Origin of the sequence: Nonomuraea glycinis (assembly GCF_035920485.1) — a bacterium.
Classification (GTDB): Bacteria; Actinomycetota; Actinomycetes; order Streptosporangiales; family Streptosporangiaceae; genus Nonomuraea; species Nonomuraea glycinis.
In genome coordinates this window covers 1,791,181-1,812,673 of sequence record NZ_CP109166.1, presented here as the reverse complement: position 1 = coordinate 1,812,673, position 21,493 = coordinate 1,791,181, and the positions used below count along the sequence as shown (strand labels likewise).

The 21,493-nt window shown below is 69.7% G+C and carries 23 protein-coding genes; 10 read left to right on the top strand and 13 right to left on the bottom strand.

All coding sequences use genetic code 11. The features are described from left to right. The first annotated feature begins 2 nt into the window (after positions 1-2). Entirely contained in the window at positions 3-752 is a 750-nt protein-coding gene (locus OHA68_RS08380) for a DUF6461 domain-containing protein (RefSeq protein ID WP_327107105.1), read from the top strand. Between the two features lie 123 nt (positions 753-875). Here the strand turns inward: OHA68_RS08380 and OHA68_RS08375 are convergent, their stop codons facing one another. From OHA68_RS08375 to OHA68_RS08365, 3 genes are all read right to left on the bottom strand, one after another. After that, positions 876-1,307: a cupin domain-containing protein gene (locus tag OHA68_RS08375; RefSeq protein ID WP_327107104.1), complete on the bottom strand. Its 432-nt coding sequence runs from the start codon at positions 1,305-1,307 to the stop codon at positions 876-878. Between the two features lie 35 nt (positions 1,308-1,342). After that, entirely contained in the window at positions 1,343-1,816 is a 474-nt protein-coding gene (locus tag OHA68_RS08370; protein ID WP_327107103.1) for a cupin domain-containing protein, read from the bottom strand. Positions 1,817-1,985: 169 nt separating this feature from the next. Continuing rightward, positions 1,986-2,909, bottom strand: coding sequence for an NADP-dependent oxidoreductase (locus tag OHA68_RS08365; RefSeq protein ID WP_327107102.1), 924 nt, complete (start codon positions 2,907-2,909; stop codon positions 1,986-1,988). A 157-nt stretch (positions 2,910-3,066) separates the two neighbouring features. Between OHA68_RS08365 and OHA68_RS08360 the strand changes: the two genes are divergently transcribed. After that, positions 3,067-3,558: a hypothetical protein gene (locus OHA68_RS08360; protein WP_327107101.1), complete on the top strand. Its 492-nt coding sequence runs from the start codon at positions 3,067-3,069 to the stop codon at positions 3,556-3,558. A 325-nt stretch (positions 3,559-3,883) separates the two neighbouring features. Here the strand turns inward: OHA68_RS08360 and OHA68_RS08355 are convergent, their stop codons facing one another. From OHA68_RS08355 to OHA68_RS08340, 4 genes are all read right to left on the bottom strand, one after another. Then, positions 3,884-5,260: an IS1380 family transposase gene (locus OHA68_RS08355; protein WP_327107100.1), complete on the bottom strand. Its 1,377-nt coding sequence runs from the start codon at positions 5,258-5,260 to the stop codon at positions 3,884-3,886. A gap of 168 nt (positions 5,261-5,428) precedes the next feature. Beyond that, positions 5,429-6,550, bottom strand: coding sequence for an ATP-grasp peptide maturase system methyltransferase (gene tgmC / locus OHA68_RS08350; protein WP_327107099.1), 1,122 nt, complete (start codon positions 6,548-6,550; stop codon positions 5,429-5,431). Between the two features lie 147 nt (positions 6,551-6,697). Continuing rightward, positions 6,698-6,916, bottom strand: coding sequence for a DUF397 domain-containing protein (locus OHA68_RS08345; RefSeq protein ID WP_327107098.1), 219 nt, complete (start codon positions 6,914-6,916; stop codon positions 6,698-6,700). Then, the gene (locus tag OHA68_RS08340; protein WP_327107097.1) at positions 6,913-7,725 is read right to left on the bottom strand and encodes a helix-turn-helix domain-containing protein; all 813 of its coding nucleotides are present in this window, start codon (positions 7,723-7,725) and stop codon (positions 6,913-6,915) included. The genes OHA68_RS08345 and OHA68_RS08340 overlap by 4 nt, the downstream gene beginning before the upstream one ends. A 231-nt stretch (positions 7,726-7,956) precedes the next feature. Between OHA68_RS08340 and OHA68_RS08335 the strand changes: the two genes are divergently transcribed. Both OHA68_RS08335 and OHA68_RS08330 read left to right on the top strand, forming a co-directional pair. After that, positions 7,957-8,373 carry a hypothetical protein gene (locus tag OHA68_RS08335; protein WP_327107096.1) on the top strand — a complete coding sequence of 139 codons (417 nt, stop codon included), beginning with the start codon at positions 7,957-7,959 and terminating at the stop codon, positions 8,371-8,373. Further along, positions 8,370-8,612: a hypothetical protein gene (locus tag OHA68_RS08330; protein ID WP_327107095.1), complete on the top strand. Its 243-nt coding sequence runs from the start codon at positions 8,370-8,372 to the stop codon at positions 8,610-8,612. The genes OHA68_RS08335 and OHA68_RS08330 overlap by 4 nt, the downstream gene beginning before the upstream one ends. A gap of 70 nt (positions 8,613-8,682) precedes the next feature. Here OHA68_RS08330 and OHA68_RS08325 read toward each other — a convergent pair whose 3' ends face one another. From OHA68_RS08325 to OHA68_RS08315, 3 genes are all read right to left on the bottom strand, one after another. Next, on the bottom strand, positions 8,683-9,192 hold the full coding sequence (locus OHA68_RS08325) for a MarR family winged helix-turn-helix transcriptional regulator (RefSeq protein ID WP_327107094.1): 510 nt from the start codon (positions 9,190-9,192) through the stop codon (positions 8,683-8,685). Between the two features lie 40 nt (positions 9,193-9,232). Beyond that, entirely contained in the window at positions 9,233-10,147 is a 915-nt protein-coding gene (locus OHA68_RS08320) for a TIGR03619 family F420-dependent LLM class oxidoreductase (RefSeq protein ID WP_327107093.1), read from the bottom strand. 96 nt (positions 10,148-10,243) lie between these two features. Next, the gene (locus OHA68_RS08315) at positions 10,244-10,615 is read right to left on the bottom strand and encodes a hypothetical protein (protein ID WP_327107092.1); all 372 of its coding nucleotides are present in this window, start codon (positions 10,613-10,615) and stop codon (positions 10,244-10,246) included. 95 nt (positions 10,616-10,710) lie between these two features. On the opposite strand from OHA68_RS08315, the gene lhgO reads away from it, so the two are divergent. The 6 genes from lhgO (at position 10,711) to OHA68_RS08285 (ending at position 18,203) form a co-directional block, all read left to right on the top strand. Beyond that, positions 10,711-11,922, top strand: coding sequence for an L-2-hydroxyglutarate oxidase (gene lhgO / locus OHA68_RS08310; RefSeq protein WP_327107091.1), 1,212 nt, complete (start codon positions 10,711-10,713; stop codon positions 11,920-11,922). 11 nt (positions 11,923-11,933) lie between these two features. Next, positions 11,934-12,632, top strand: coding sequence for a response regulator transcription factor (locus tag OHA68_RS08305; protein WP_225278150.1), 699 nt, complete (start codon positions 11,934-11,936; stop codon positions 12,630-12,632). Then, a complete protein-coding gene (locus OHA68_RS08300; RefSeq protein WP_407674429.1) occupies positions 12,632-14,062 on the top strand; it encodes a sensor histidine kinase in 1,431 nt (476 codons plus the stop codon). The genes OHA68_RS08305 and OHA68_RS08300 overlap by 1 nt, the downstream gene beginning before the upstream one ends. 65 nt (positions 14,063-14,127) lie before the next feature. Then, the gene (locus OHA68_RS08295; protein ID WP_327109477.1) at positions 14,128-14,784 is read left to right on the top strand and encodes a response regulator transcription factor; all 657 of its coding nucleotides are present in this window, start codon (positions 14,128-14,130) and stop codon (positions 14,782-14,784) included. Positions 14,785-14,793: 9 nt separating this feature from the next. Next, the gene (locus OHA68_RS08290) at positions 14,794-16,506 is read left to right on the top strand and encodes a GTPase domain-containing protein (RefSeq protein WP_327107089.1); all 1,713 of its coding nucleotides are present in this window, start codon (positions 14,794-14,796) and stop codon (positions 16,504-16,506) included. Continuing rightward, positions 16,503-18,203, top strand: a complete 1,701-nt coding sequence (locus OHA68_RS08285) for a YfjP family GTPase (RefSeq protein ID WP_327107088.1) — start codon at positions 16,503-16,505, stop codon at positions 18,201-18,203. Before OHA68_RS08290 ends, OHA68_RS08285 begins: the two co-directional genes overlap by 4 nt. Here OHA68_RS08285 and OHA68_RS08280 read toward each other — a convergent pair. Genes OHA68_RS08280 through tdh form a run of 3 tightly spaced genes read right to left on the bottom strand, consistent with a single transcriptional unit; the run spans position 18,161 to position 21,466 of the window. Next, positions 18,161-19,213 (bottom strand): LysR family transcriptional regulator, encoded by a 1,053-nt coding sequence (locus OHA68_RS08280; RefSeq protein WP_327107087.1) that lies wholly within the window; start codon positions 19,211-19,213, stop codon positions 18,161-18,163. The two genes, OHA68_RS08285 and OHA68_RS08280, sit on opposite strands and share 43 nt — an antisense overlap. Before the next feature lie 46 nt (positions 19,214-19,259). Then, positions 19,260-20,438, bottom strand: coding sequence for a glycine C-acetyltransferase (locus tag OHA68_RS08275; RefSeq protein WP_327107086.1), 1,179 nt, complete (start codon positions 20,436-20,438; stop codon positions 19,260-19,262). After that, positions 20,438-21,466, bottom strand: coding sequence for an L-threonine 3-dehydrogenase (gene tdh / locus OHA68_RS08270; protein WP_327109476.1), 1,029 nt, complete (start codon positions 21,464-21,466; stop codon positions 20,438-20,440). Before tdh ends, OHA68_RS08275 begins: the two co-directional genes overlap by 1 nt. Positions 21,467-21,493 lie beyond the last annotated feature (27 nt).

The window sequence follows — 21,493 nt, the reverse complement described above, 5'->3', positions numbered from 1 at the left end:
ACATGACCATCGATGCGCTGACGCCGTTCCGCTGGCTGCAACCGCCGTACGGCGATCGGGGCAACCTGCTCGGCGAGATCTACTGCGTGACCTTGCTGCGCGGGCTCGACCCGGCCGAGGTACTGCGCCGGTTCGGCGCCCGCACGAGCACGCAGATGAGTTTCGCCGACCTGGAGCTGGCGGTCTCCGACTTCACGATGGTGACCGAGGGTGGTGACGGAGGGGGTTATGTCGGAGTGGTCGCAACCGGCGATGGGTGCGCGGCGGTGGAACCGTGCGGCTGGTCGGGGACGGACAACCCGACGCTGGCGCGGCTGTCGGCCGGCACCGACGTGGTGTCCGTCCTACGGCATGACTACGCCTGCGACTACTTTCATTACGCCGCGGACGGCATGGTGCTCACGGCTTTCGACCCGACTTTTCCCGAGCGTCGCTCCGGTGCCGACACCGACCGGCTCGCCGGCCTCATGCGCGAGTTCGGCCTGCCTCTCGAGGAGAGCTCAGATGAGGACTGGGACCAACGCTTCGACGACCTGTCCGGACATGGCCTCGCGCGGATGTTCGCGATGGCGGCCCGCCTCACCGGCGTGACGTTCACCGCCGACCTGCTGGACGGACCACTCCTGGTGGGCGCGATCGCCGACCTGCCACCGCCACAAGAGCCTCAGCGCGGGACCAGCCTCGGCGTTTTACTCGAGCAACTGAAAGCGGTAAGCGGCCCTGATTCTGCTCACGGCGCCGCGCTCGCGTAGGAGCGGCACCAGTTCGGTGGCTGTTCCGCTGTTCGAAACGCCGCCAATTGTGACCCGGTCACGAAGAATCGCCAAGGCGAAGTTGTGGGACGGAACGGAAAGGCACGCCGGTGAAAACCCCGCTCATGGGCGAGGGGCTCGTCGGTCCCGCCGCTCTTCGAGTTCTTCCGCGCTCACCGGGATGAGCATCGGCTGCCCGGCCACACCGAACATCGTGACGACGAACTCGGTCTCGGCGTCCGGGAGGTTGTTGCCGTCCTGGTAGTGGATGAGATCGCCGCCCGGCTCCCAGAACGACTCCCCGGCCTTGAGGACTCGCTGCTGTTCGCCTTCCAGCTCGAAGAGCATCTCACCTTTGATCATGAACCCGAACGCTGGACCGGTGTGGCGGTGCGGCGGGTTGCCCTCGCTGCCCGGTGGCAGGGTGACGTGGATCGTCATCACCTCGGCGTTGTCCGGCGTCGGCGGCGCCGGCACCGACGAGACGAGCTCGATCTTCGGCGGCGGCGTGGTCGCGTTGGGGTTCTCGAGATGGTGTGCGTGTTCGTTGCCCATGGGTTCCTTCGTCCCTCTGGTGATCTGGCGGCCGGCTACCCCGGTGGATCGTCGACCTTGATCTCATCTCCGGTGCTGGAAATGAAGACGACCAGCAGTTTCGCCGGTTCTGTCCGGCTGGTGTTCTCCGTGAGCACATGGTGGGCGCCCGGCGGCTCGACCCAGTTCTCGCCTTGGTGGTAGGTACGCACTGGTTCGCCACCGAGCCGGCTGCGGAACGTGCCCTCAAGCACGTAGGCGTACACGAAAGCCTCGCCGTGCCGATGCGGCACCGCGCGTGCGCCGGGCGGGAAGTCGACGATCGCCGAGGTGAACGTCTTGCCTTCGGCATTCGGAAGCGCCTGTTCCAACAGCGGCGTCACCGTCTCGGACGGTGGCTGCGAAGTCGTGGCGGCAACCGGCGCCTCGGCGGCGACCGGCACCGTGCCGGTCGCACGCTCCGCGGAGGGAACGCACGCGGCGACCAGGCCGACAGCCAGAAACCCACCGGCGAACCGTACTGGGATCACGGCGACTCCCTTCCCTGCTCGGCTCTGCGAGGCGGCCGGGACGATCGCGAGGCGCCCCGGCTCCCGCTACCCTGTCCCGGCAGTTGGGAGGCTAACCAAGGGCGCGTTCAAGCCTTGGTGATGGTCTGGCCTGCTCCATGACCTGCTTGTACGGCAGCGCACCGCCCGGCTAGTCGCCGTCCGCGACCCGGATGATCGTCTTGCCGGGCGTACGGTGGGTGGGCGCGAACGCGGAGGGCGCCTCGGCGAGCGTCAGCACGGCCCCGACGATCGCGCGGAGCCGTCCGTCCCGGAGCCGCCAGGCCAGGTCCGCGAGCCGGGCGCGATCGGGTTCGACGATGAAGAAGATCGCCTGCCCGTCCCGGGGCCGGACCGTGGGTGGCGAGGCGATGGTGACGAGCGTGCCGCCGGGGCGCACCAGCGCGGCCGAGCGGTCCAGGATGTCGCCGCCGATCACGTCGAACACCAGGTCGACCTGGCCGGCCTCTTCGAGGGGATCGTTCTCCAGGTCGAGGAAGGCGTCGGCGCCGAGCCCGAGCGCCGTATCCCTGGCACCGGCCCTGCCGGTGCCGATCACCCGGGCGCCCGCTTCGCGCGCGAGCTGCACGGCGAGAGAACCGACACCGCCCGCGGCGCCGTGAACCAGGACGGTCTGACCGGCGGCGAGGCGGCCGTGGTCGAACAGGCCCTGCCAGGCGGTCAGCCCCGAGATCGGCAGCGCGGCGGCCACGGTGTGGTCGATGCCCGCCGGCAGCGGCGCGAGGTTGCGGGCCTCCACCGCCACATACTCGGCCAGCGAGCCGTTGCGGGCCCAGTCGGTCAGCCCGAACACCCGCTGGCCGACGGTCAGGCCGGTGGTTCCGTACCCCAACTCGGCGACGACACCCGACACCTCATGCCCGGGCACACTCGGCGTCCGATCACGGCCCGCACGATCGGCCCACGTTCCCGGCCAGTCGAGCTCTCCGGGGGTGAACCCCGCGGCATGCACCCGCACGATGACGTCGTTCTCGGCGGCGTGTGGGTACGGCTCTTCCGTCAGGGAAAGTCCGGCCACCCCGGCGGCGCGGTCTCGGACGGTGATGGCTTTCATGACAGGTCCTCACGAGCAGCGGAGATCTCGGACAGCACGAACGTACCCGACTGCACCGGGCGCTACAGAGGTCATCGCTTACCTGGCTGCAGCCTTGCCGGTTGCACAATTTGATCCTGACTCGAACCTTTTCCGGTGTTTCCTCATCGAAGCAGACATGATGAAGATGATGATCGGGACCTCGCTCCTCGCGGGCTCGTTGCTGCTCACCGGCGCCACCGCGGCGGTCGCCCAGGCGAAGCCGACGCTGGGTCCCTACGGCTACGGTGCCGTCAAGCTCGGCATGACCGTCAAGCAGGCCAGGGCGACGGGGGAGGCGGCGGGGAAAACCCCGACCGGAGGCATGTGTACCGCCTGGGACCTGAAAAAGGTCCCGAATACGAAGAACTCGGTCGAAACCTACATGTCGCCAACCGTGGGACTGGCCGCCATCTTCGCCGCGAAGGGCATGCAGACCCCTGAAGGTATCAAGATCGGCTCTACTGCCAAGCAGTTGAAGGCCGCTTACCCGCGCATCAAGAAGAACTTCCACGGCTACTACACGATCAAGGTCTCCGGCAACAAGAAGGCTTTTTACACCTTCGAGGTCACCCGCGGCAAGGTCGCCTCCTACGGCATCGCACTCAACAAGCAGGACTGCTTCAACTAGCCTTGATTTCGCGTGATCAAGGTGTGGTCGGCCGAGGTCGAACCGCGTGCTGTGGTCACCGCGCCGGCCCGGCTGTCGTGCCGCAGGGTGCCACGGAAAACAGAACAGCAAGCTATTAGCAACGACAAAGTCCCCGGCCAAAGCCGGGGATTTTGTTCTGTTAGCCTCGATCTTTCACGATCTTCGTATGGTCAGGTAAGCGGTTCGGCCGAGGGTTGATTTCACGTTGTGGTCAGCGTGAAGAGCCCGATTGACGCGCCGGGTGGGCGGGGTTCCACGGGCCCGTGGGTGTCCTTTCTGGTTCGTGGGGGCGGTTTGGTGCTGGTCAGGTGGGTGCCGGCAGGGCTTGGAGCCGGGCCAGGGCGGTCAGGAGTGTGCCGGCCCAGGGCCATCGCTCAGCGATTCGCAGGCGCAGGCGCCGCCCTCCGCGGACCAGCCGTCCGGCGACGGCGAACAGGCGTAGCCGTAGGCGTTTGGGTTCGTAGCGGCGGGCCTCGGTGTCGTGCAGGGCGAGCATCTGCATCCAGGCCATGAGTTCGCAGGCCAGCGCGACGATCTCGCACCAGATCTGGTTCTGGGTGACGTCGTGCAGGGGCAGATTGGCCAGGCCGGTGTCTTTGGCGCAGCGGATGCGGTCTTCGCAGCGTGCCCGGCGGCGGTGGCGTAGCTCCAGGTCGGCGAGCTGACCTTGCTTGGTGTTGGTGACGAAGGCGGTGAAGCGGTGCCCTTCGATGTCGGTGAAGCGCAGTTGGGCGCCGGGGTGCGGGCGTTCTTTGCGGGCGATGACGCGCATACCTTTGGGCCGGCCGGCCAGATCCAGCAGACCGGACAACTCGGCCACCCAGGCGCCGGGCCGGACCTGACCGTTGGCGTCGTAGGCGGGTGTCCACGCGGTCTTCGGCAACCGCAGAAGCGCAGCCTGGATGTCGTCGGTGAGGGTGAACCCGATCGAGTACGACAGCCATCGGCCGGGCCGGGTCAGCCAGGACAGGAACTCATGGGTGCCGCCGCCGGAATCGGTGCGGATCAGCACCTGGCGGCGGCGCTGGCGGGGTAGCTGAGCCAGGGCGAGCCGGGCGGCGTCGATGTGGTCGGCAGCGGCGTTGGAGCCGGCGTTTCCCGGTCTGAGCAGGAGCGCCAGCGGCTCGCCCGAACCGCCCGGGCCGTGGTCGGCGAAGACGGTCATCGGGTGGAAGCCGAAGGTCTTCTTCCAGGTCGGGGTAGCGTGCTGCTTGTCGGAGTGGGCGATGACGATGGTGGCGTCGATGTCGAGCGGGATCAGCTCTCCGTCGGCTCCCGGCGCATGATGGCCGGCCAGGTGCCAGGCTCGCCGGCGTGCGTCGGCGCGAGCGGCCCGGATGGCTTTCAGTGCTCGGGCCGGGTCGGCGGCGAGGCGGTCGATCAGCCGGGAGACGGTGGGGTCGGAGGCCACGGGCCCGAACAGGTCGGGCTGGGAACGCAGCAGCGCGATGTCGGCCAGGCAGTCACCGCCCAGAGCCAGGGTGAGGGCCAGGTCGGCGATGACCTTGCCGGGGTCGTGCACGGCCCGGGCCGGCCGCCAGCACTGCAACTGGGTGGATAACGCTTGGTCCAGGCCGGTGGCGCGGAGGGTGTGGAGCAGCAGCAGGGCGCCTGCTTGGGAGACGAGTCCCGAACCGTCCGCGGACACCACGATCTTGCGCTGGGACGCGATAGTCTTCACTCGAAAAGTGCCTTCTGATCTGGCGTGGACAGGACTCTAGACAAGCCCCATCCTCCCAGCTCAAAGGCACTTTTCTCATGTGAACGATCAGCCCGGCTCAAATTCCCCGCGAAAGCCCGAGGTTAGAAGTCGTCAGGTTCTTCCGGTGGTCGAAAGGGACGGCCTGTATTACGGGAGTTCCCAGCGAGGCCCATCAGGCTCGCCGAGCCACACCCGCTGACTCTCGCGGGCGACCGTGAGCCCGAAGCCGGACTGATGGGGGTTGCCTGCTTCCCGCCACGTCGTGATGGCCTTCTCGATCGCGTCCCATAGGCGGATCGGCCCGTGCTGATGGACCACCCATCCGCCATCAGGGGTCGGCCTGACGTCGGCGTGCGAGCCGGTCTCGGTGTCGTCCAGTGTCAGGATGTCCCCCGCCCACGCATGCTGCGCCTGAGGAGCGGCAAGCTGGGCCACGAACAGAGCCGTGTCGTTCTTCAGGAGCGACGGATCCACCTGGGTCTCACTCGCGTCTCCGATGCCCAACTGGATCGCGTCGAGTGGCGGGGCCGCGTGCGGTCTGGCGGGCATGAAGTACACGTCGTCACTGAGGAATCTGCCGCTGGCCGTGCCGACGTCGGTGACGTGGAGATGCGCGAAGGCGACCCCTCCGGTCCAGCCCAGCATGGGGGCCGTGATCGTCCCGCCCTGGCGGACCTGTCGTACCCATGCACGGGGGATCGTCCGTACCGCGCAGGTAGCGATGAGCCGGTCGTAGGGGGCGTCGGCCTCGTAGCCGAGCAGGCCGTCGCCCTGGACGAGCATGGGCATGTAGCCGGCCTCAGCGATGGCGGCTTTCGCACGGGCAGCGATGACGGGGTCGAACTCGACGGAGGTCACCGCATCGTCGCCGAGCCGACAGCACATCAGGGCGGTGGAATAGCCGGTTCCGGTGCCGATCTCCAGGATCTTCTCGCCTTCGCCGATCTCGGCGGCATCCAGCATCCGTACGACCAGCCCTGGAAGCGTCGATGACGATGTAGGCCGGGAGATCAGCACCGGATCGGTCGCGTCCTCGGCCAGCACGCCGTCGATCTGGGTCACCCATGTCTCATCGGTGTAGACCAGGCGAAGCCAGTCCTCGGGGGTCATCTCGGAGCGCCGCACCGGCACCCAGCCGCGTTCGGGCTCGTACGTGTAGACGGCCTTTCCGAGGAACGCTTCGCGGGGCACCGTCTCCAGGGCGATGCGCCATCCAGGGGGGCCGATCCTGGCCGCCAGTTCGTGCCGCAGTTCTATAGCCAGGCTCATGGATGTGACCCTTCCAACAGAGTCTCCGCGAAGTGGCGACTGTTGCCTCCGCGTCAGGCAGTCAGCCCATTGCCCGTTCGATGGGTGTGTCGGCGGAGAGCTTGGCAACAGGGTAGGAGCCCTCGGTCAACCGAGGGCTCCTACCCTTTAGAAGTCGAATTCTCCTTTTTTGGCGCCGTCGATGAAGGCGTCCCACACCTCAGGACGGACGACGAATGGGGGCTTCTCAGGGGCTTCCGAGTCGCGGATGCCCACGCGTCCCCCGGACAGGGGTGCCACCTCCAAGCAATTGCCGCCGTTTGCGCCCGTCTTGGTGGCTCTACGCCACGCGGCGTTCGCCAGCTCGTCGGGATGCTCGTCGCTCATGGTTCATACCTCGCTGTCATGTCGCGTATCACGTCCTTCGTGACGTGGAGGGGATGAGCCCACGCCCGAATCGTGTCATATATCACATTAAGCGTCCGAATCTCGTCAACGCGATCGGTTACCTGGCCACTCGATGCTGACTCCAGGTAAGCCCAATCCTTTGCCTCAGGAAGTTGGGCGATGGCGAAGCCTCCGAGAAGCCCGGTGGTCGCGCCTGCCTCAAAAGGGACAATCTGAATCGCGATCTTCGGGTGATCCATCAGCGTTGCCAGGTGTCCAAGCTGTTCGCGCATGACCTGCCTGCCGCCGATGGGGCGATGCAGGATGCCCTCATCCAGCACGGCGGCGTACATCGGCGGAGAGGCACGGTCGAAGATGCGCTGTCGCTGGAGTCGGGCGCTGACCAACTCCTCCACCTCCTCGTCGGTGGCTCCGGGAATCCCGCGTAGGACGGCGCGAGCGTAGTCGGACGTCTGAAGCAGCCCTGGCACGAGGAGGGGCTCCCAGCTCCGGATTACGCGGGCGGCAGTCTCGATCTTCGGCCATGCCCGGAACCACTTGGGCGCGGCCTTGGGGTTGATCTCCTTCCAGAGCGCCGCCAATTCTCCGTCGAGCCCCAGCGCCGCCTCCGCCATCGCGACGAACGACTCCGGAACAGGGCGCTTCGCGCGCTCGAAGTAGCCGACCATCGTCCCTGAATATCCGACCCTGGTCCCGAGAGCTTCCAGTGACCATTTTTGCGAATGGCGTAGCTCGCGCAATTTATGGCCAAATGCGACCTCGGGGGGCAGGCCCGGCTCGGCTGGCATTTCGACTCCGTTCAGCGGGGGCAACAGGAGTTGTGGCTGGCTGCAACAGTAAGGGAACGGAATCGTTCGATGGTGTTGTAGTTTGCCAGTTCCGAAGGTAGCTGGTCGTGGGCATTCTTGTAACCAGTCCCGGGAAACGGAAGTGCCGCTCCGCGCAACAGAACCAGAAGCTGTCAGTTTCTGTTGCGGCGCGACTCTCGATTAATACGTGAACAGGGTCGGTGAAATAGGATGTTCTGCAAACCGCTGGATAAAATGGCCGAATGCGTCCGGATGGACTCTGCCCGCGAGTCGATCGGCGATGTCGTCGCAGAGCAGCATGACAAGGCGCTGGCCGCTCTGCGCGAGCTGCTGACCGGGTGCGGAATGCGTAGCCGGGTGGTCGAATGGCTCAAGCTTTCGCTCAGGTCCTCGACGTGGCCATTGCCGCCGACGAGTTCTCTGGTCCGCTATCCGCCGGAGTTGCTGGTCTTCTCCCCGCAAGGATGGCGCGTCGCCACCGTACGCATAGCGCCGCGTTCGGGTGCGTACATCGTGGAAGTCGCCCAGAGCGGCCAAGAGGGTGCGATCTTCCCCGACAGCATCATGCTGATCCCCGGTGGCTCCCCGGCCAAGGCCGCCGCGCTGATCCCCGGCTACCAGCCATGACCTGCGAAGACCTCGAAACGAGGTACGGCAGGGAGTGGCACATCCACCCCCTGCGCTGGGGGGTAGCGGCGGTCAGGAAGCGCGTGCCCACCCCCGACCAGTTCGCCCAGGGCTACCTCTACGCCCTGATCGGCGCAACCCCCGACGACCTGGCGACCCAGCTCGGCCACCAGCCGGATCAGGTTGAGTGCGACCACGGAGAGAACGTGGTTGGCGTGTGGGCTCGCGAGCCCACCTGAGCAATTCCCGACCACACTGTCGGCCAGGCCGGATCCCCGGGCATCTCCCGGCCCGCGATGGTGCGTGAGGTCAGGGCTGTCGCAGGGTTCGTCCCGCCGAGGGTGACCCGGTGCGGTCGCGTTCGACCTGGGCCGCGATCTGGCGGCCGATGTCACGCAGCCCGGTCACCTGATCGGCGCCGAGCGCGTCGAAGACGTACCGCCGCACCGTCTCGACGTGGCCGGAGGCGGCTTGGTGGAGCACGGCCATGCCCGCCTCGGTGAGTGTCGCCTCGATGTAGCGGCCGTTCCCGGTGGAGGGCGCTCGTGCGATCCAGCCGCGCTGCTCCAGGCGCTTCGCCACGTTGGACAGCCGGGAGACGGAGCCGTTCACGTGCTGGGCCAGGTCGCTCATCCGCATGCACTGGTCGGGCGACATGGACAGGGCGGAGAGCACCAGGTATTCGAAGAGGGAGATGCCGCTGTCGCGCTGGAGCTGGGCGTCGAACTCGCCCGGCAGCTTGATCATCAACCAGGCCAGGGAGATCCAGGCGTCACGCTCATCCGGCGACAGCCAACGCGGTTCGTCCTGACCCTCCATGCGCCCGATCCTATCCGCCCAGGCAGGCCGGACCATTCGCTCACCCTGCGGGCACCAGGGAACGGAGCTCCTCGAGCATCTCGATCTGCGTGGCGATCTCGTCGGGCGGCGGGGACGCGAACAGAACCCCGGCGAACCCACGCTCCCGCAGTTGCTCGATGTCGTCGGCGAGCTGCCGTGGGGCGCCGCGGAGGAACGGGCGGTCCCCGCTGACCGGCTTGGGCTCCATGGGGTGGTTGGTCTGTGCCGTCACCGTGAGCGCGGCCGGGTCTCGTCCGAGGCGCTCAGCGGTTTCCCAGAAGCGCTTGGCCTGCGCGGTCGCTCCGTCCAGGGCCCAGGCTATCGGCGTGATGCCATCGGCGATGCGGGCGGCCCGGTCGATGCCGCTGTCGGCGTTCGCGCCGACGGTGATCGGGATGTCGCCGCGAACGGGCTTCGGGTTGATCTCGGAGGCTTCGATCGTGTAAAAGCGGCCCTCGTACTCCACGGGGTCGGGTCCCCAGCAAGCCCGTATCGCCGCGATGACCTCGTCGAAGCCGGCGCCGCGCCGCTTCATGGGCACGCCCGCGGTGGCGAACTCCTGAGGCAACCAGCCCTGTCCGAAACCGGCGAGGACGCGGCCACCGCTGAACTGGTCGAGCGTCGCCAGCCTGCGGGCCAGTACGACCGGCGGGTGGAACAGCGGGTTGATGATGTTGGTGCTCAGAGCGATGCGGCTGGTGAGCGCCGCCACATGACTCAACGTCTGTAGCGGCTCGAAGGTGGTGCGGTAGATGTCGGGGAGCCGCTCCAGGGTGCCGTCGGGGCCGGGCATCGCCGGTGCCATCGGGCGCAACAGGCGTTCGTAGGTCGTGATCGAGTCGTAGCCGATCCTCTCGGCGGCTTGGGCGATGGTCGTGATGTTCGCCGGTGAGGCGTGGACCCCCGACACGGGCAGCATGATGCCGAGCTTCACGGTCACTCTCCTGTCAGTGCGGCGCTACTTGGGAGGGCCGAGCCTAGGTTAATTCAAGGATGAAATCAAACTTGAAATGAGTGGCGGAGGGCAGAGTCACGGGCGGCGCATGGTGGCGGTGAACATGTCGCCGCGCAAGGCCTGCTCGACCGCGGCGATGGAGCGGGACAGCCGCACCAGCCGGGGCCCCTCCTCCCGGTAGGTGTCCAGGACCGCCTCGATGGCGTGCGGTGGAAGGTGGCCCTTGAGGTCGACCGCCGCCCTTCGGTAGCCGGTGCGGGCCGCTTCGATGGCGGCGTTGACGTGGTGGTTCGCCATCCGGGCCAGGGCGATGGGGTGCCGCCTGAGCACCTCGTAGGCTCGGTAGTCCGGGGGCACCGCGTCGAGCAGCCAGGCCACGGCCGAGGTCTCCCAGTCGGGGACGCTGGGTGGCCGGACCTCCGCGGGCCATTCTGGCGGGACGTACATGAATCCATCGTACTCATGTTCGATTCACCCGGCCCAGATGGAGGTCAGTGGTGGAAGCCGCCGCTTTGGGAGGCCTTGCGGTGGTCGAGGGCTGAATGCGGGGGCACACTGGCCTGGTGACGGAGAAGATCGGGGTCGTGGGGGCCGGGATCGTCGGCCTGGCGGTCGCCCGGGAGCTGGCTGTGACGCGGGGCGCCGAGGTCACCGTGCTGGAGAAGGAGGACCGCGTCGGCGCGCACCAGACCGGCCACAACAGCGGCGTCGTGCACGCGGGCATCTACTACCCGCCCGGCTCGCTCAAGGCCAGGCTCTGCCGCGAGGGCGTGGCCCTGCTCAAGGCCTACTGCGCCCAGCACGCGCTGCCGTACGACGAGGTCGGCAAGCTGGTGGTGGCGAGCACGCGGGCCGAGCGGCCGCTACTGGCCGCGCTGGCCGAGCGGGCCAGGGCCAACGGCGTGCCGGATCTCGCCGAGCTCGACGGGCTGGGGCTGCGCGAGATCGAGCCGCACGCGGTCGGCGTCGGCGCGCTTCACTCGCCGCGCACGGCGATCACCGACTTCCCGGCGGTCGCGCGCCGGCTCGCACTCGACGTGGAAGAGCTCGGTGGTTCTGTACGGCTGGAGCATCCGGTGCAGGGCGTCAGGGAGAGCGCCGGCGGGGTCGAGGTGGTGGCGGGGCGGCGGCGGTACGGCTTCGACCGGCTGGTGGTCTGCGCGGGTCTGGGCACCGATGCCGTCGCCAGGATGGCCGGGATGCCGGGGGATGTGCGGATCGTGCCGTTCAGGGGTGAGTATTACGCGCTCGAAGGAGCAGCCAGGGAGCTGGTGCGGGGGCTGATCTATCCGGTGCCCGATCCGCGCTATCCGTTCCTGGGCGTCCATCTGACCAGGCACCTCGACGGCGAGGTGCTGGTGGGCCCGAACGCGGTGCTCGCCACCGCCTACGAAGGCTATAAATGGCGAAATTTCAGTAATTTTCCGGCAATTGTCCGCTGGCCCGGCACCCTCCGCATGGCCCGGCGGCACTGGCGTACCGGCGTCAAGGAGGTCTACGGCTCGCTGGTCAAGGGCGCCTTCCTCGACGCCGCGCGCCGCTACGTACCCGAGCTCACCGCCGCCGACCTGCGGCGCGCCGAGGGCGGCGTGCGCGCGCAGGCCGTCGCGAGGGACGGCGGGCTGGTCGACGACTTCGCGGTGGACGTCCAGGGCAGAGTGGTTCTGGTGCGCAACGCCCCCTCACCGGCGGCCACGTCCAGCTTGGCCATCGCCCGGCACATCGCCGGAATTGTCCCAGCACCCGTCCGATGAGTGCATCCTTGATGGTGATGGAAGCGCGACTCCTGATCGTCGAAGATGACCAGAACATTCTCGAACTCCTCGCCGCGAGCCTCAGGTTCGCGGGCTTCGACGTGTGCACCGCCAAGAGCGGCGTGGACGCCGTGGCCTCCGTCCAGCGGCAGCGGCCGGACCTCGTCGTCCTCGACGTCATGCTGCCCGACCTGGACGGCTTCGAGATCGTCCGGCGGATGCGCGGCGGCGGCATCCGTACCCCCGTGGTGTTCCTGACCGCCCGCGACGAGACCGAGGACAAGATCCGCGGCCTCACGATCGGCGGTGACGACTACGTGACCAAGCCGTTCAGCCTGGAGGAGGTCGTCGCCAGGATCCACGCGGTGCTCCGGCGCACCAGCGGCGAGACGCAGCCGCCGCCGCCCAGGCTGACCTTCGCCGACATCGAATTGGACGAGGAGAGCCACGAGGTGTGGCGGGGCGGCCACGCGATCGCCCTGTCGCCGACCGAGTTCAAGCTGCTGCGCTACTTCATGACGAACGCGGGCCGGGTGCTGTCCAAGCCGCAGATCCTCGACCACGTCTGGGACTACGACTTCCGGGGCGAGGTCGGCATCGTCGAGTCCTACGTCTCCGTGCTCCGCCGTAAGATCGACAACCGCAGTCCCCGGCTCATCCACACGCTGCGCGGCGTCGGCTACGTCCTGCGGCTCCCACCGGGCGTGTAATGGCGAGGTTGAGCGGCCTCCCGCTCAGGGTCAAGCTCATGGCGTCGATGCTGGCGCTGCTCGGGCTCGGCATGAGCTTCATCGGCCTGGTCAGCGTCTCGGTCCTGAACGGCTACCTGCTCGACCGCGTCGACAGCCAGGTCAACCTCGTGTCCGTACGGGTGACCAAACGGCTGATCAACGATGAGCAGCGGCGCATGGCGGGCCGGAAACTGCCCGACAAGGCGCTGCTCATCGAGTCCGACACGATCGTGCTGATGAAGGACGCCGCCGGCCGCCTCACCCCGACGCAGGGCGACCGGGACGTCGACATCAAGCCCAAGCCGGTGCTGGAGGACTCGCCCGGCCCGGGCATCTACACCGCGCCGGCCGTCAACGGCGGCGGCGCCTGGCGGGTGAAGGAGACCACGACGCCGCAGGGCACCTTCGTGGTCGCCACGGATCTGGAAGAGGTCAACGAGATCACCTGGCGGCTCGTCCTCATCGAGCTCCTGGGCGGCGGCGGCATCGTGCTCATCCTCGCCGTCGTGGGCGTCACGATCGTACGGCGCAGCATGCGGCCGCTGGCGGAGATCGAGCACACGGCCGGCACCATCGCCGCCGGTGAGCTGGGACGCCGGGTGCCGGACGGCGACCCGCGCACCGAGGTGGGCCGGTTGGCCGGCGCGCTGAACGGGATGCTGGCCCAGATCGAGAGCGCGTTCGCGGCCCGCTCGGCGTCCGAGGAGGCGGCCCGGAGGTCGGAGGACCGGATGCGCCAGTTCGTCACCGACGCCTCGCACGAGCTGCGCACCCCGCTCACCTCGATCCGCGGCTTCGCCGAGTACGCCCGGCAGAACCCGAACGCCGACGCCGCCGAGCTGATGCTGCGGGTGGAGAGCGCCGCCGGCAGGATGGGCCTGCTGGTCGACGACCTGCTGCTGCTCGCCCAGGTGGACCAGGCCAGGCCGTTGAAGATGCGCCCGGTGGACATGCTGGCGCTGGCGGCCGACGCCGTGCAGGACGCGCGGATCCTCGCGCCGTCCCGCGAGATCGGGCTGGACGTCGTGGGCGGCGCCGCCCTGATCGTCTCCGGTGACGAGGTACGGCTGCGCCAGGTCGTCGGCAACCTCATGTCCAACGCCCTCGTCCACACCGAGGAGGGAACTCCTATCACCGTCCGGGTGGGGGCCGACGACGAGACGGTCTTCCTCGAAGTGGCGGACAAGGGGCCCGGCCTCACCCCCGACCAGGTCGAGCGGGTCTTCGAGCGCTTCTACCGGGCCGACTCGGCCCGCTCCCGCCGCCGGTCGGGCGAGGACCGGGGCAGCGGGCTCGGCCTGGCCATCGTGCAGGCGCTGGTACGGGCGCACAGCGGGACCGTACGGGCGCGGAGCGCGGTGGGCGAAGGGGCGACGTTCCGAGTAGAACTCCCACTCGCTTTGGATTAGTCGTTCAGCAATTCCTCAGGTGGCTTTGTCACGCTGGGTACGTGACCGAACCCGAGGCGCTGATCATGGTGGTGGACGACGAGCCCAGTATTCGAGACCTGCTCTCCGCCAGCCTGCGCTTCTCCGGGTTCGAGGTGGTCACCGCCGCCGACGGGCACGAGGCCGTCGAGGTGGCTCGGCGGACCGGGCCCGATCTGGTCGTGCTGGACGTCATGCTGCCGGACCTGGACGGGTTCGAGGTGGCCAGGCTCATCGACGCGCCGGTGCTGTTCCTGACCGCCCGCGACGCCACCGAGGACAAGATCGCCGGGCTGCGGGTGGGCGACGACTACGTCACCAAGCCGTTCAGCCTGGAGGAGGTCCAGGCCAGGATTCGCGCGGTGCTGCGCCGTACCAGAGCGGAGGGCGCGCCCGCGAGCAAGCTGAAGGTGGCGGACCTGGAGCTGGACGAGGAGGCGCGCGAGGTGTGGCGCGCCGGGCGGCAGGTGCGGCTGTCGCCGACCGAGTTCAAGCTGCTGCACTATTTCATGGCCAACGCCGGGCGGGTGCTGTCCAAGGCGCAGATCCTCGACCACGTCTGGAACTACGACTTCGGCGGCGACGCCGGCGTGGTCGAATCGTACGTGTCCTACCTGCGGCGCAAGGTCGACGACGTGGAGCCGCGACTCATTCACACGTTGCGCAGCGTCGGTTACGTGTTAAGGGAGCCTCCTGCGGGCTAGCTTGACCGTATGGACCTGTTGGGCGCGCTCGAAGGACTGCGCCGGCCGCTGGATCGGGAGCTGTTCCCGCTGGCCGTCGGGGAGGCCGCCGCCGACCGGCGCGCGCTCAAGGAGCTGACCGGGCAGCTCGACGACTACCTGCTGCCCCGGCTGCGCGCCATCGACGCGCCGCTGCTCGCCGTCGTCGGCGGATCCACCGGTGCGGGCAAGTCCACGCTGGTCAACTCGCTGGTCGGCGCCGACGTCGCCGAGCCAGGCGTGCTGCGCCCCACCACGCTGGTGCCCACGCTGGTGGTGAGCCCCGCCGACCACGACTGGTTCATGGGCCCGAACGTGCTGCCCGGCCTGTCCCGCGCCACCGGCGCCGGTGTGGGAGCGCTGCGGGTGGTGACGGCCGAAGCGCTCGGCAGCGGGCTGGCGCTGCTCGACGCGCCCGACATCGACTCCGTGGTGACCGCCAACCGGGAGCTGGCCGCGCAGCTCCTCGCCGCGGCCGACCTGTGGCTGTTCGTCACCACCGCCGCCCGCTACGCCGACGAGGTGCCGTGGAGCTTCCTGCGCTCGGCCCGCGAGCGCAGCACCGCGCTCGCCCTGGTGCTCGATCGGGTGCCGCCGGAGGCCGCCGGGCCCGTCACCCGCGACCTCGAACGCCTCCTGGTCGACAACGGCCTCGACGGCACCCGCCTGTTCGCCGTGCCGGAGGCCGCGCTGCCCAGCGAGAAGGCCCGGCTGCCCGCCGAGGCGGTGGCGCCCATCGCCGACTGGCTCACCGGGCTCGCCGCCGACGCCGCCGAACGCTCCCGGGTGGTACGCCAGACGCTGTCCGGCACGCTCGACAGCCTGGCCGTCCGGGTGCCGGCGCTGGCCGACGCGGTCGAGCGGCAGGAGAGCGCCTTCGCCGGGCTGCACGCCATCGTGACCGCCGCGTACGCGGGCGCGATGGCCGACTTCGACGAGGGCATGCGCGACGGGTCGCTGTTGCGGGGCGAGGTGCTGGCCCGCTGGCAGGATTTCATCGGCACCGGCGACCTGATGCGCTCACTGGAGAGCCGGGTCGGCCGGCTGCGTGACCGGGTGGTCGGCTTCTTCACCGGGCAGGCGCCCGGCACCCAGCTGCGCGACGCGCTGGAGTCCGGCGTCGAGGCGCTGATCAGGGGCGCGGCCGACAGCGCCGCCGAACGCGCCCTCGACGGCTGGTCCGCCGCGCCGGGCGGGCCCGGCCTGCTCGACCGCGTCGGCGCCGTCGAACGGGCCCGACTCGGCCGCGCCTCCCCGGACCTCGGCAAGCGGGCCGAGGCGACGGTACGGGGCTGGCAGGAGTACGTGCTCGATCTCGTACGGGAGGAAGGGGCGTCCCGGCGGTCGGCGGCGCGGCTGGCGTCCTTCGGCGTGAACGGGGCCGGGGTGCTGCTGATGCTGGCCGTCTTCGCCTCCACCGGCGGGCTGACCGGGATCGAGGTGGGCATCGCGGGCGGCACCAGCGTGCTGTCGCAGAAGCTGCTGGAGGCGGTGTTCGGCGACCAGGCGGTGCGGACGCTCACCGTGGCGGCCCGGGAGGACCTACGGGAGCGGGTGCGGGGGCTGATGGAGGAGGAGGCGGTCCGCTACACCACGTTGCTGGAGACCGTCCAGCCGCCGCCGGACACGGCCGCCATGCTGCGGGCGTCCGCCCGATCGGTCCGCACCCACCAGGCGGAGCTGCCCGAGGGCGGGTCGTCATGAAGCTGCTGCGCCGTAAGAAGGGGCCGTCGCTGGACTCGCGGCTGGCCGCGCTGACGGAGGCGGTCGAGCTGGGGGAGGGGCGGCTGCCCGGGGAGGCGGTGGCCGCGGCGCGGACAGTGACCGAGCGGGCGGGGATACGGCGCCGGCTGTCGGTGGAGCACACCGTGGCGGCGCTCGCCGGGGCCACCGGCAGCGGGAAGTCGTCGCTGTTCAACGTGCTGGCCGGGGAGGAGCTCTCGGCCGTCGGCGTCACCCGGCCCACCACGGCGACCGCCCAGGCGGCGCTGTGGGACGGGGAGGGGGCCGGTCCGCTGCTCGACTGGCTGGAGGTGCCCCGCCGGCACTCGGCCTCCTCCGGTGACCTGTCCGGGCTGGTCCTGCTCGACCTGCCCGACCATGACTCCATCCGGCTCGCGCACCGGCTGGAGGTGGACCGGCTGGTGGAGCTGGTCGACCTGCTGGTGTGGGTGCTGGATCCGCAGAAGTACGCCGACGCCGCCGTGCACGAACGCTATCTGCGGCCGCTGGCCGGGCACCAGGACGTGATGGTGGTGGTGCTCAACCAGATCGACCGACTGCCCGAGGCCGCCGTCGCGCGGTGCCTGGGCGACCTGCGGCGGCTGCTCGACGAGGACGGGCTGACGGGGGTGCCCATCGTCGGGGTCTCGGCCCGTACCGGCGCGGGCCTGGCCGAGTTGCGCGTCCTGCTGGCGAACCGGGTGAGTGAGCGGCGGTCCTGGTCGGCCCGCCTGGCCGCCGACGTCATCACCGCCGCCGACCACCTGGCGGCAGCGTCCGCCGACGGGTCTGTGGAGCTGGTACGGGTGACGGATGGGATGGGCGCCGGGCGGTCAGAGCTGGTACGGGTGGATGGGCAGGGCGCCGGGCGGGTGGAGTTGGTACGAGTGGCGGAGGGGCAGGGCGCCGGGCGGTTGGATCGGCCGCTGACGGCGGCGCTGTCCAAGGCCGCCGGGGTGCCGCTCGTCGTGGCGGCCGTGCGCAAGGGGCACCGGCACCGGGCCGTCATCGCCACCGGGTGGCCCGTCACCCGGTGGGTGCGCCGGTTCCGGCCCGATCCGTTGCGCAGGCTGCGGATCGGGGTGGCCGCCGAGCGGGAGCCGGTGGGGCACACCTCGCTCCCGGCCGCCTCCGCCGTACAGCGGGCGCAGGTGGAGACGGCGATCAGGGACGTCGGCGAGGCGGCGGCGACGGACCTGCCGCAGGCGTGGGGCGCTGCCGTGCGGCGGGCGGCGCGCTCGCGGGAGGCGGAGCTGCCCGACGCGGTGGATCGGGCCGTCGGCCGGACCTCCCTCCGGGAGACCCGGAGGCCGCGCTGGTGGCGGGCGGTGAACGTGCTGCAGTGGCTGCTGTTCGCCACCATGGTGGCGGGGGCCGGCTGGCTGGGCGTGCTGCTCGGGATGGACTACCTGCGCCTGCCGCAGCCCCCGCTGCCGACGGCGGGGGAGCTGCCCTGGCCCACCGTGCTGCTGGCCGGCGGCGCGCTGGCCGGGGTGCTGGTCGCGCTGCTGGCGCGGCTGGCCGCGTGGCTGGGGGGCCGCCGCCGGGCGCGCCGGGCCGCGAAGGCGCTGCACGAGGCGATCGGTCAGGTGGGGCAGGAGTACGTGCTCGGGCCGGTGGATGAGGAGCTGACCCGTTACGACCGGTTCGCCGAGGTCATCGGGATCGCGCGGGCGTAGCCGTCGAGTACGGTTTCACCGGTTCTGCCGGATGCGTCACTCGTCCCCAGGGAGCCGGCGAGCTCGCGGAGGGTGTCGAGCAGGGGGCGCAGCAGAGGGTGGGAGTCCGCGCCCCGGCGGACGGCGGCGAAGACGCGGCGCTCGGGTCCGGGCACGTGGTGAACCGTCACGCCGGGCGCCGTCACGCTGGACACCGTCACGTCGGACACCGTCACGTCGGACACCGTCACGCCGGACACCGTCACGCCGGACAGTGCCATGTCCCGCAGCGCGAGCCGGGGGACCAGTGCCACGCCCGCGCCTGCGCCGACCAGGGCGACCACCGCGCGGAAGTCGTCGGAGCAGTGCGCGAAGCGGGGGGTGAAGCCCGCCTGCTCGCAGGCGAAGGCGATCACGTCGTGCACGGGGTTGCCCGGGTAGGGGCCGATCCAGGTCTGCTCGCCGAAGGCCGACAGCGGGGCGGCGGCCAGGGCGTGGCCTTCGGGCAGCACCAGGTCGAACGGCTCGGCGTACAACGGCAGGCGATGCAGGCGGCGGTCGGTGATGTCGGGGCCGCCCCGGTATTCCACCGCGATCGCGACGTCGGCCTCGCCGTCGAGCAGCATGGTCAGGCTCTGGTCCCCCTCGGCGTCGCGTACCCGTACCTGAAGGCCGGGAGCGGCGGCGCGCAGCGAGGTGATCGCGGGGGAGAGCACGGCGCTGATCGCGGTGGCGAAGCAGGCCACGGTCACCTCGCCCGCCTCGCCGGAGCTGTAGGCGGCGACCTCGGCCTCGGCGCGTTCGAGCTGGGCGAGGACCTCGTTGGTGTGGCCGAGCATGATCTTGCCGACGGCGGTGAGGCGGACGCCCCGGCCGTCGCGGACGAACAGCCGGTGGCCCACCTCGTGCTCCAGCGCGACGAGCTGCTGGGACACCGCCGACGGGGTGAGGTGCAGGGCGGCGGCCGCGGCGGTCACCGTGCCATGGTCGGCCACCGCGCGCAGCGTGCGCAGCCGCCGCGTATCTATCACGCGGCGAGCTTATCCAGCCCTCCGAGCCGGCCGCCGTGCCGGTGGGTCAGAGCCGGTCGGCGCGGGCCTGGATGAAGGCGGACACGGCGTGGTCGACGTCCTCGGTGGAGTGCGCGGCGGAGAGCTGGACGCGGATGCGGGCCTGGCCGTGCGGCACCACCGGGTAGGAGAAGCCGATCACGTAGACGCCCAGCTCCAGCAGGCGCTCGGCCATGGCGCCCGCCACGGCGGCCTCGCCGATCATCACCGGGACGATCGGATGGTCGCCCGGCAGGATGTCGAAACCGGCCTCGGTCATCTTGGCGCGGAAGCGCTCGGTGTTGGCGCGCAGCCGCTCGCGGGCCTCGCTGGAGGTCTCCAGCAGGTCGAGGATGCGCAGCGAGGCGGAGGCGATGACGGGGGCCAGCGAGTTGGAGAACAGGTAGGGGCGCGAGCGCTGGCGCAGCAGCTCGCAGATCTCCGCGCGGGCCGACACGTAGCCGCCGCTGGCGCCGCCCAGCGCCTTGCCGAGGGTGCCGGTGATGATGTCGATCCGGTCGGTGACGCCGTGCAGCTCGGGGGTGCCCCGGCCGGTCGGGCCGACGAAGCCGACGGCGTGCGAGTCGTCGACCATGACCATGGCGTCGTAGCGCTCGGCCAGGTCGCAGATGTCGGCCAGCGGCGCGAGGTAGCCGTCCATGGAGAAGACGCCGTCGGTGACGATCAGGCGGCGCCGGGCGTCAGAGGCCTCCTTCAGCCGGGCCTCCAGCTCGGCCATGTCCCGGTTGGCGTAGCGGAACCGCCGGGCCTTGGACAGCCGGATGCCGTCGATGATGCTCGCGTGGTTGAGCGCGTCGGAGATGACCGCGTCCTGCGCGTCGAGCAGTGTCTCGAAGACGCCGCCGTTGGCGTCGAAGCAGGAGCTGTAGAGGACGGTGTCCTCCATGCCCAGGAAGTCCGACAGGCGGGCTTCGAGCTCCTTGTGCACCTCCTGGGTGCCGCAGATGAACCGTACGGAGGCCATGCCGAACCCCCACTGGTCCAGCGCCCGCTTGGCGGCCTCGACGACCTCCGGGTTGTCGGCCAGGCCGAGGTAGTTGTTGGCGCAGAAGTTCAGCACTTCGCGCCCGGCGACGCCGACCGACGAGCTCTGCGGGGTGGTGATCACCCGCTCGGGCTTGTGCAGCCCGGCCTCGGTGATCTCATCCAGCGTCGCACGCAGCTGATCGCGCACGTTCGTGAACATCAAGCGCTCCAATCCAGAATGACCTTGCCGGTACGTCCACTCGCGGCGGTGTCGAAGGCGGTGTCGAAGTCCTCGTAGGAGAACCGGTCGGTGATCACGGGGGAGAGGTCGAGCCCCTTCTCCAGCAGGACCGACATGTTGTACCAGGTCTCGTACATCTCCCGGCCGTAGATGCCCTTGATGGTGAGCATGGAGGTGACGACCGTGGACCAGTCGACGGCGAAGTCCGCCGCGGGCAGGCCGAGCATGGCGATCTTGCCGCCGTGGGTCATGTTCGCGATCATGTCGCGCAGGGCGGCCGGGTTGCCGGACATCTCCAGCCCGACGTCGAAGCCCTCGTGCATGTTGAGGCGGCGCATGCCCTCGGCGAGGGTGTCGCGGGAGACGTTCAGCGCCAGGGAGACGCCGAGCTTGGTGGCCAGGTTGAGGCGTTCGTCGCTGACGTCGGTGATCGCCACGTTGCGGGCGCCCACGTGGGTGGCCACGGCGGCCGCCATCAGCCCGATCGGGCCCGCCCCGGTGATCAGCACGTCCTCGCCGACCAGGGGGAACGACAGCGCGGTGTGCACGGCGTTGCCGAACGGGTCGAAGATGGCCGCCACGTCGGGATGGACCAGGGTCCGGTGCACCCAGACGTTCGTGGCGGGCAGGGTCAGGTATTCGGCGAACGCGCCGTCGCGGTGCACGCCCAGGCCGATGGTGTTGCGGCACAGGTGGCGGCGGCCGGCCATGCAGTTGCGGCACTTGCCGCAGACGAGGTGGCCCTCGCCGCTGACCAGGTCGCCCACAGCGATGTCCTCGACGCCGTCGGCCACCTCGACCACATGCCCGGAGAACTCATGTCCCACGATGAGCGGAAGCGTCAGCGTTTGCCGCGCCCAGTCATCAAATTTCCGGATATGCAGGTCTGTGCCGCATATGCCGGTGCGTAGCACTCTGATTTTCACCTCGCCCGGCCCCAGAACGGGCTCCGGTACGTCGACCAGCCACAGACCTGGCTCGGCCCGCTCCTTGACCAGCGCTTTCATCGCGTGCATCCCCCCAGTTCGAACCTT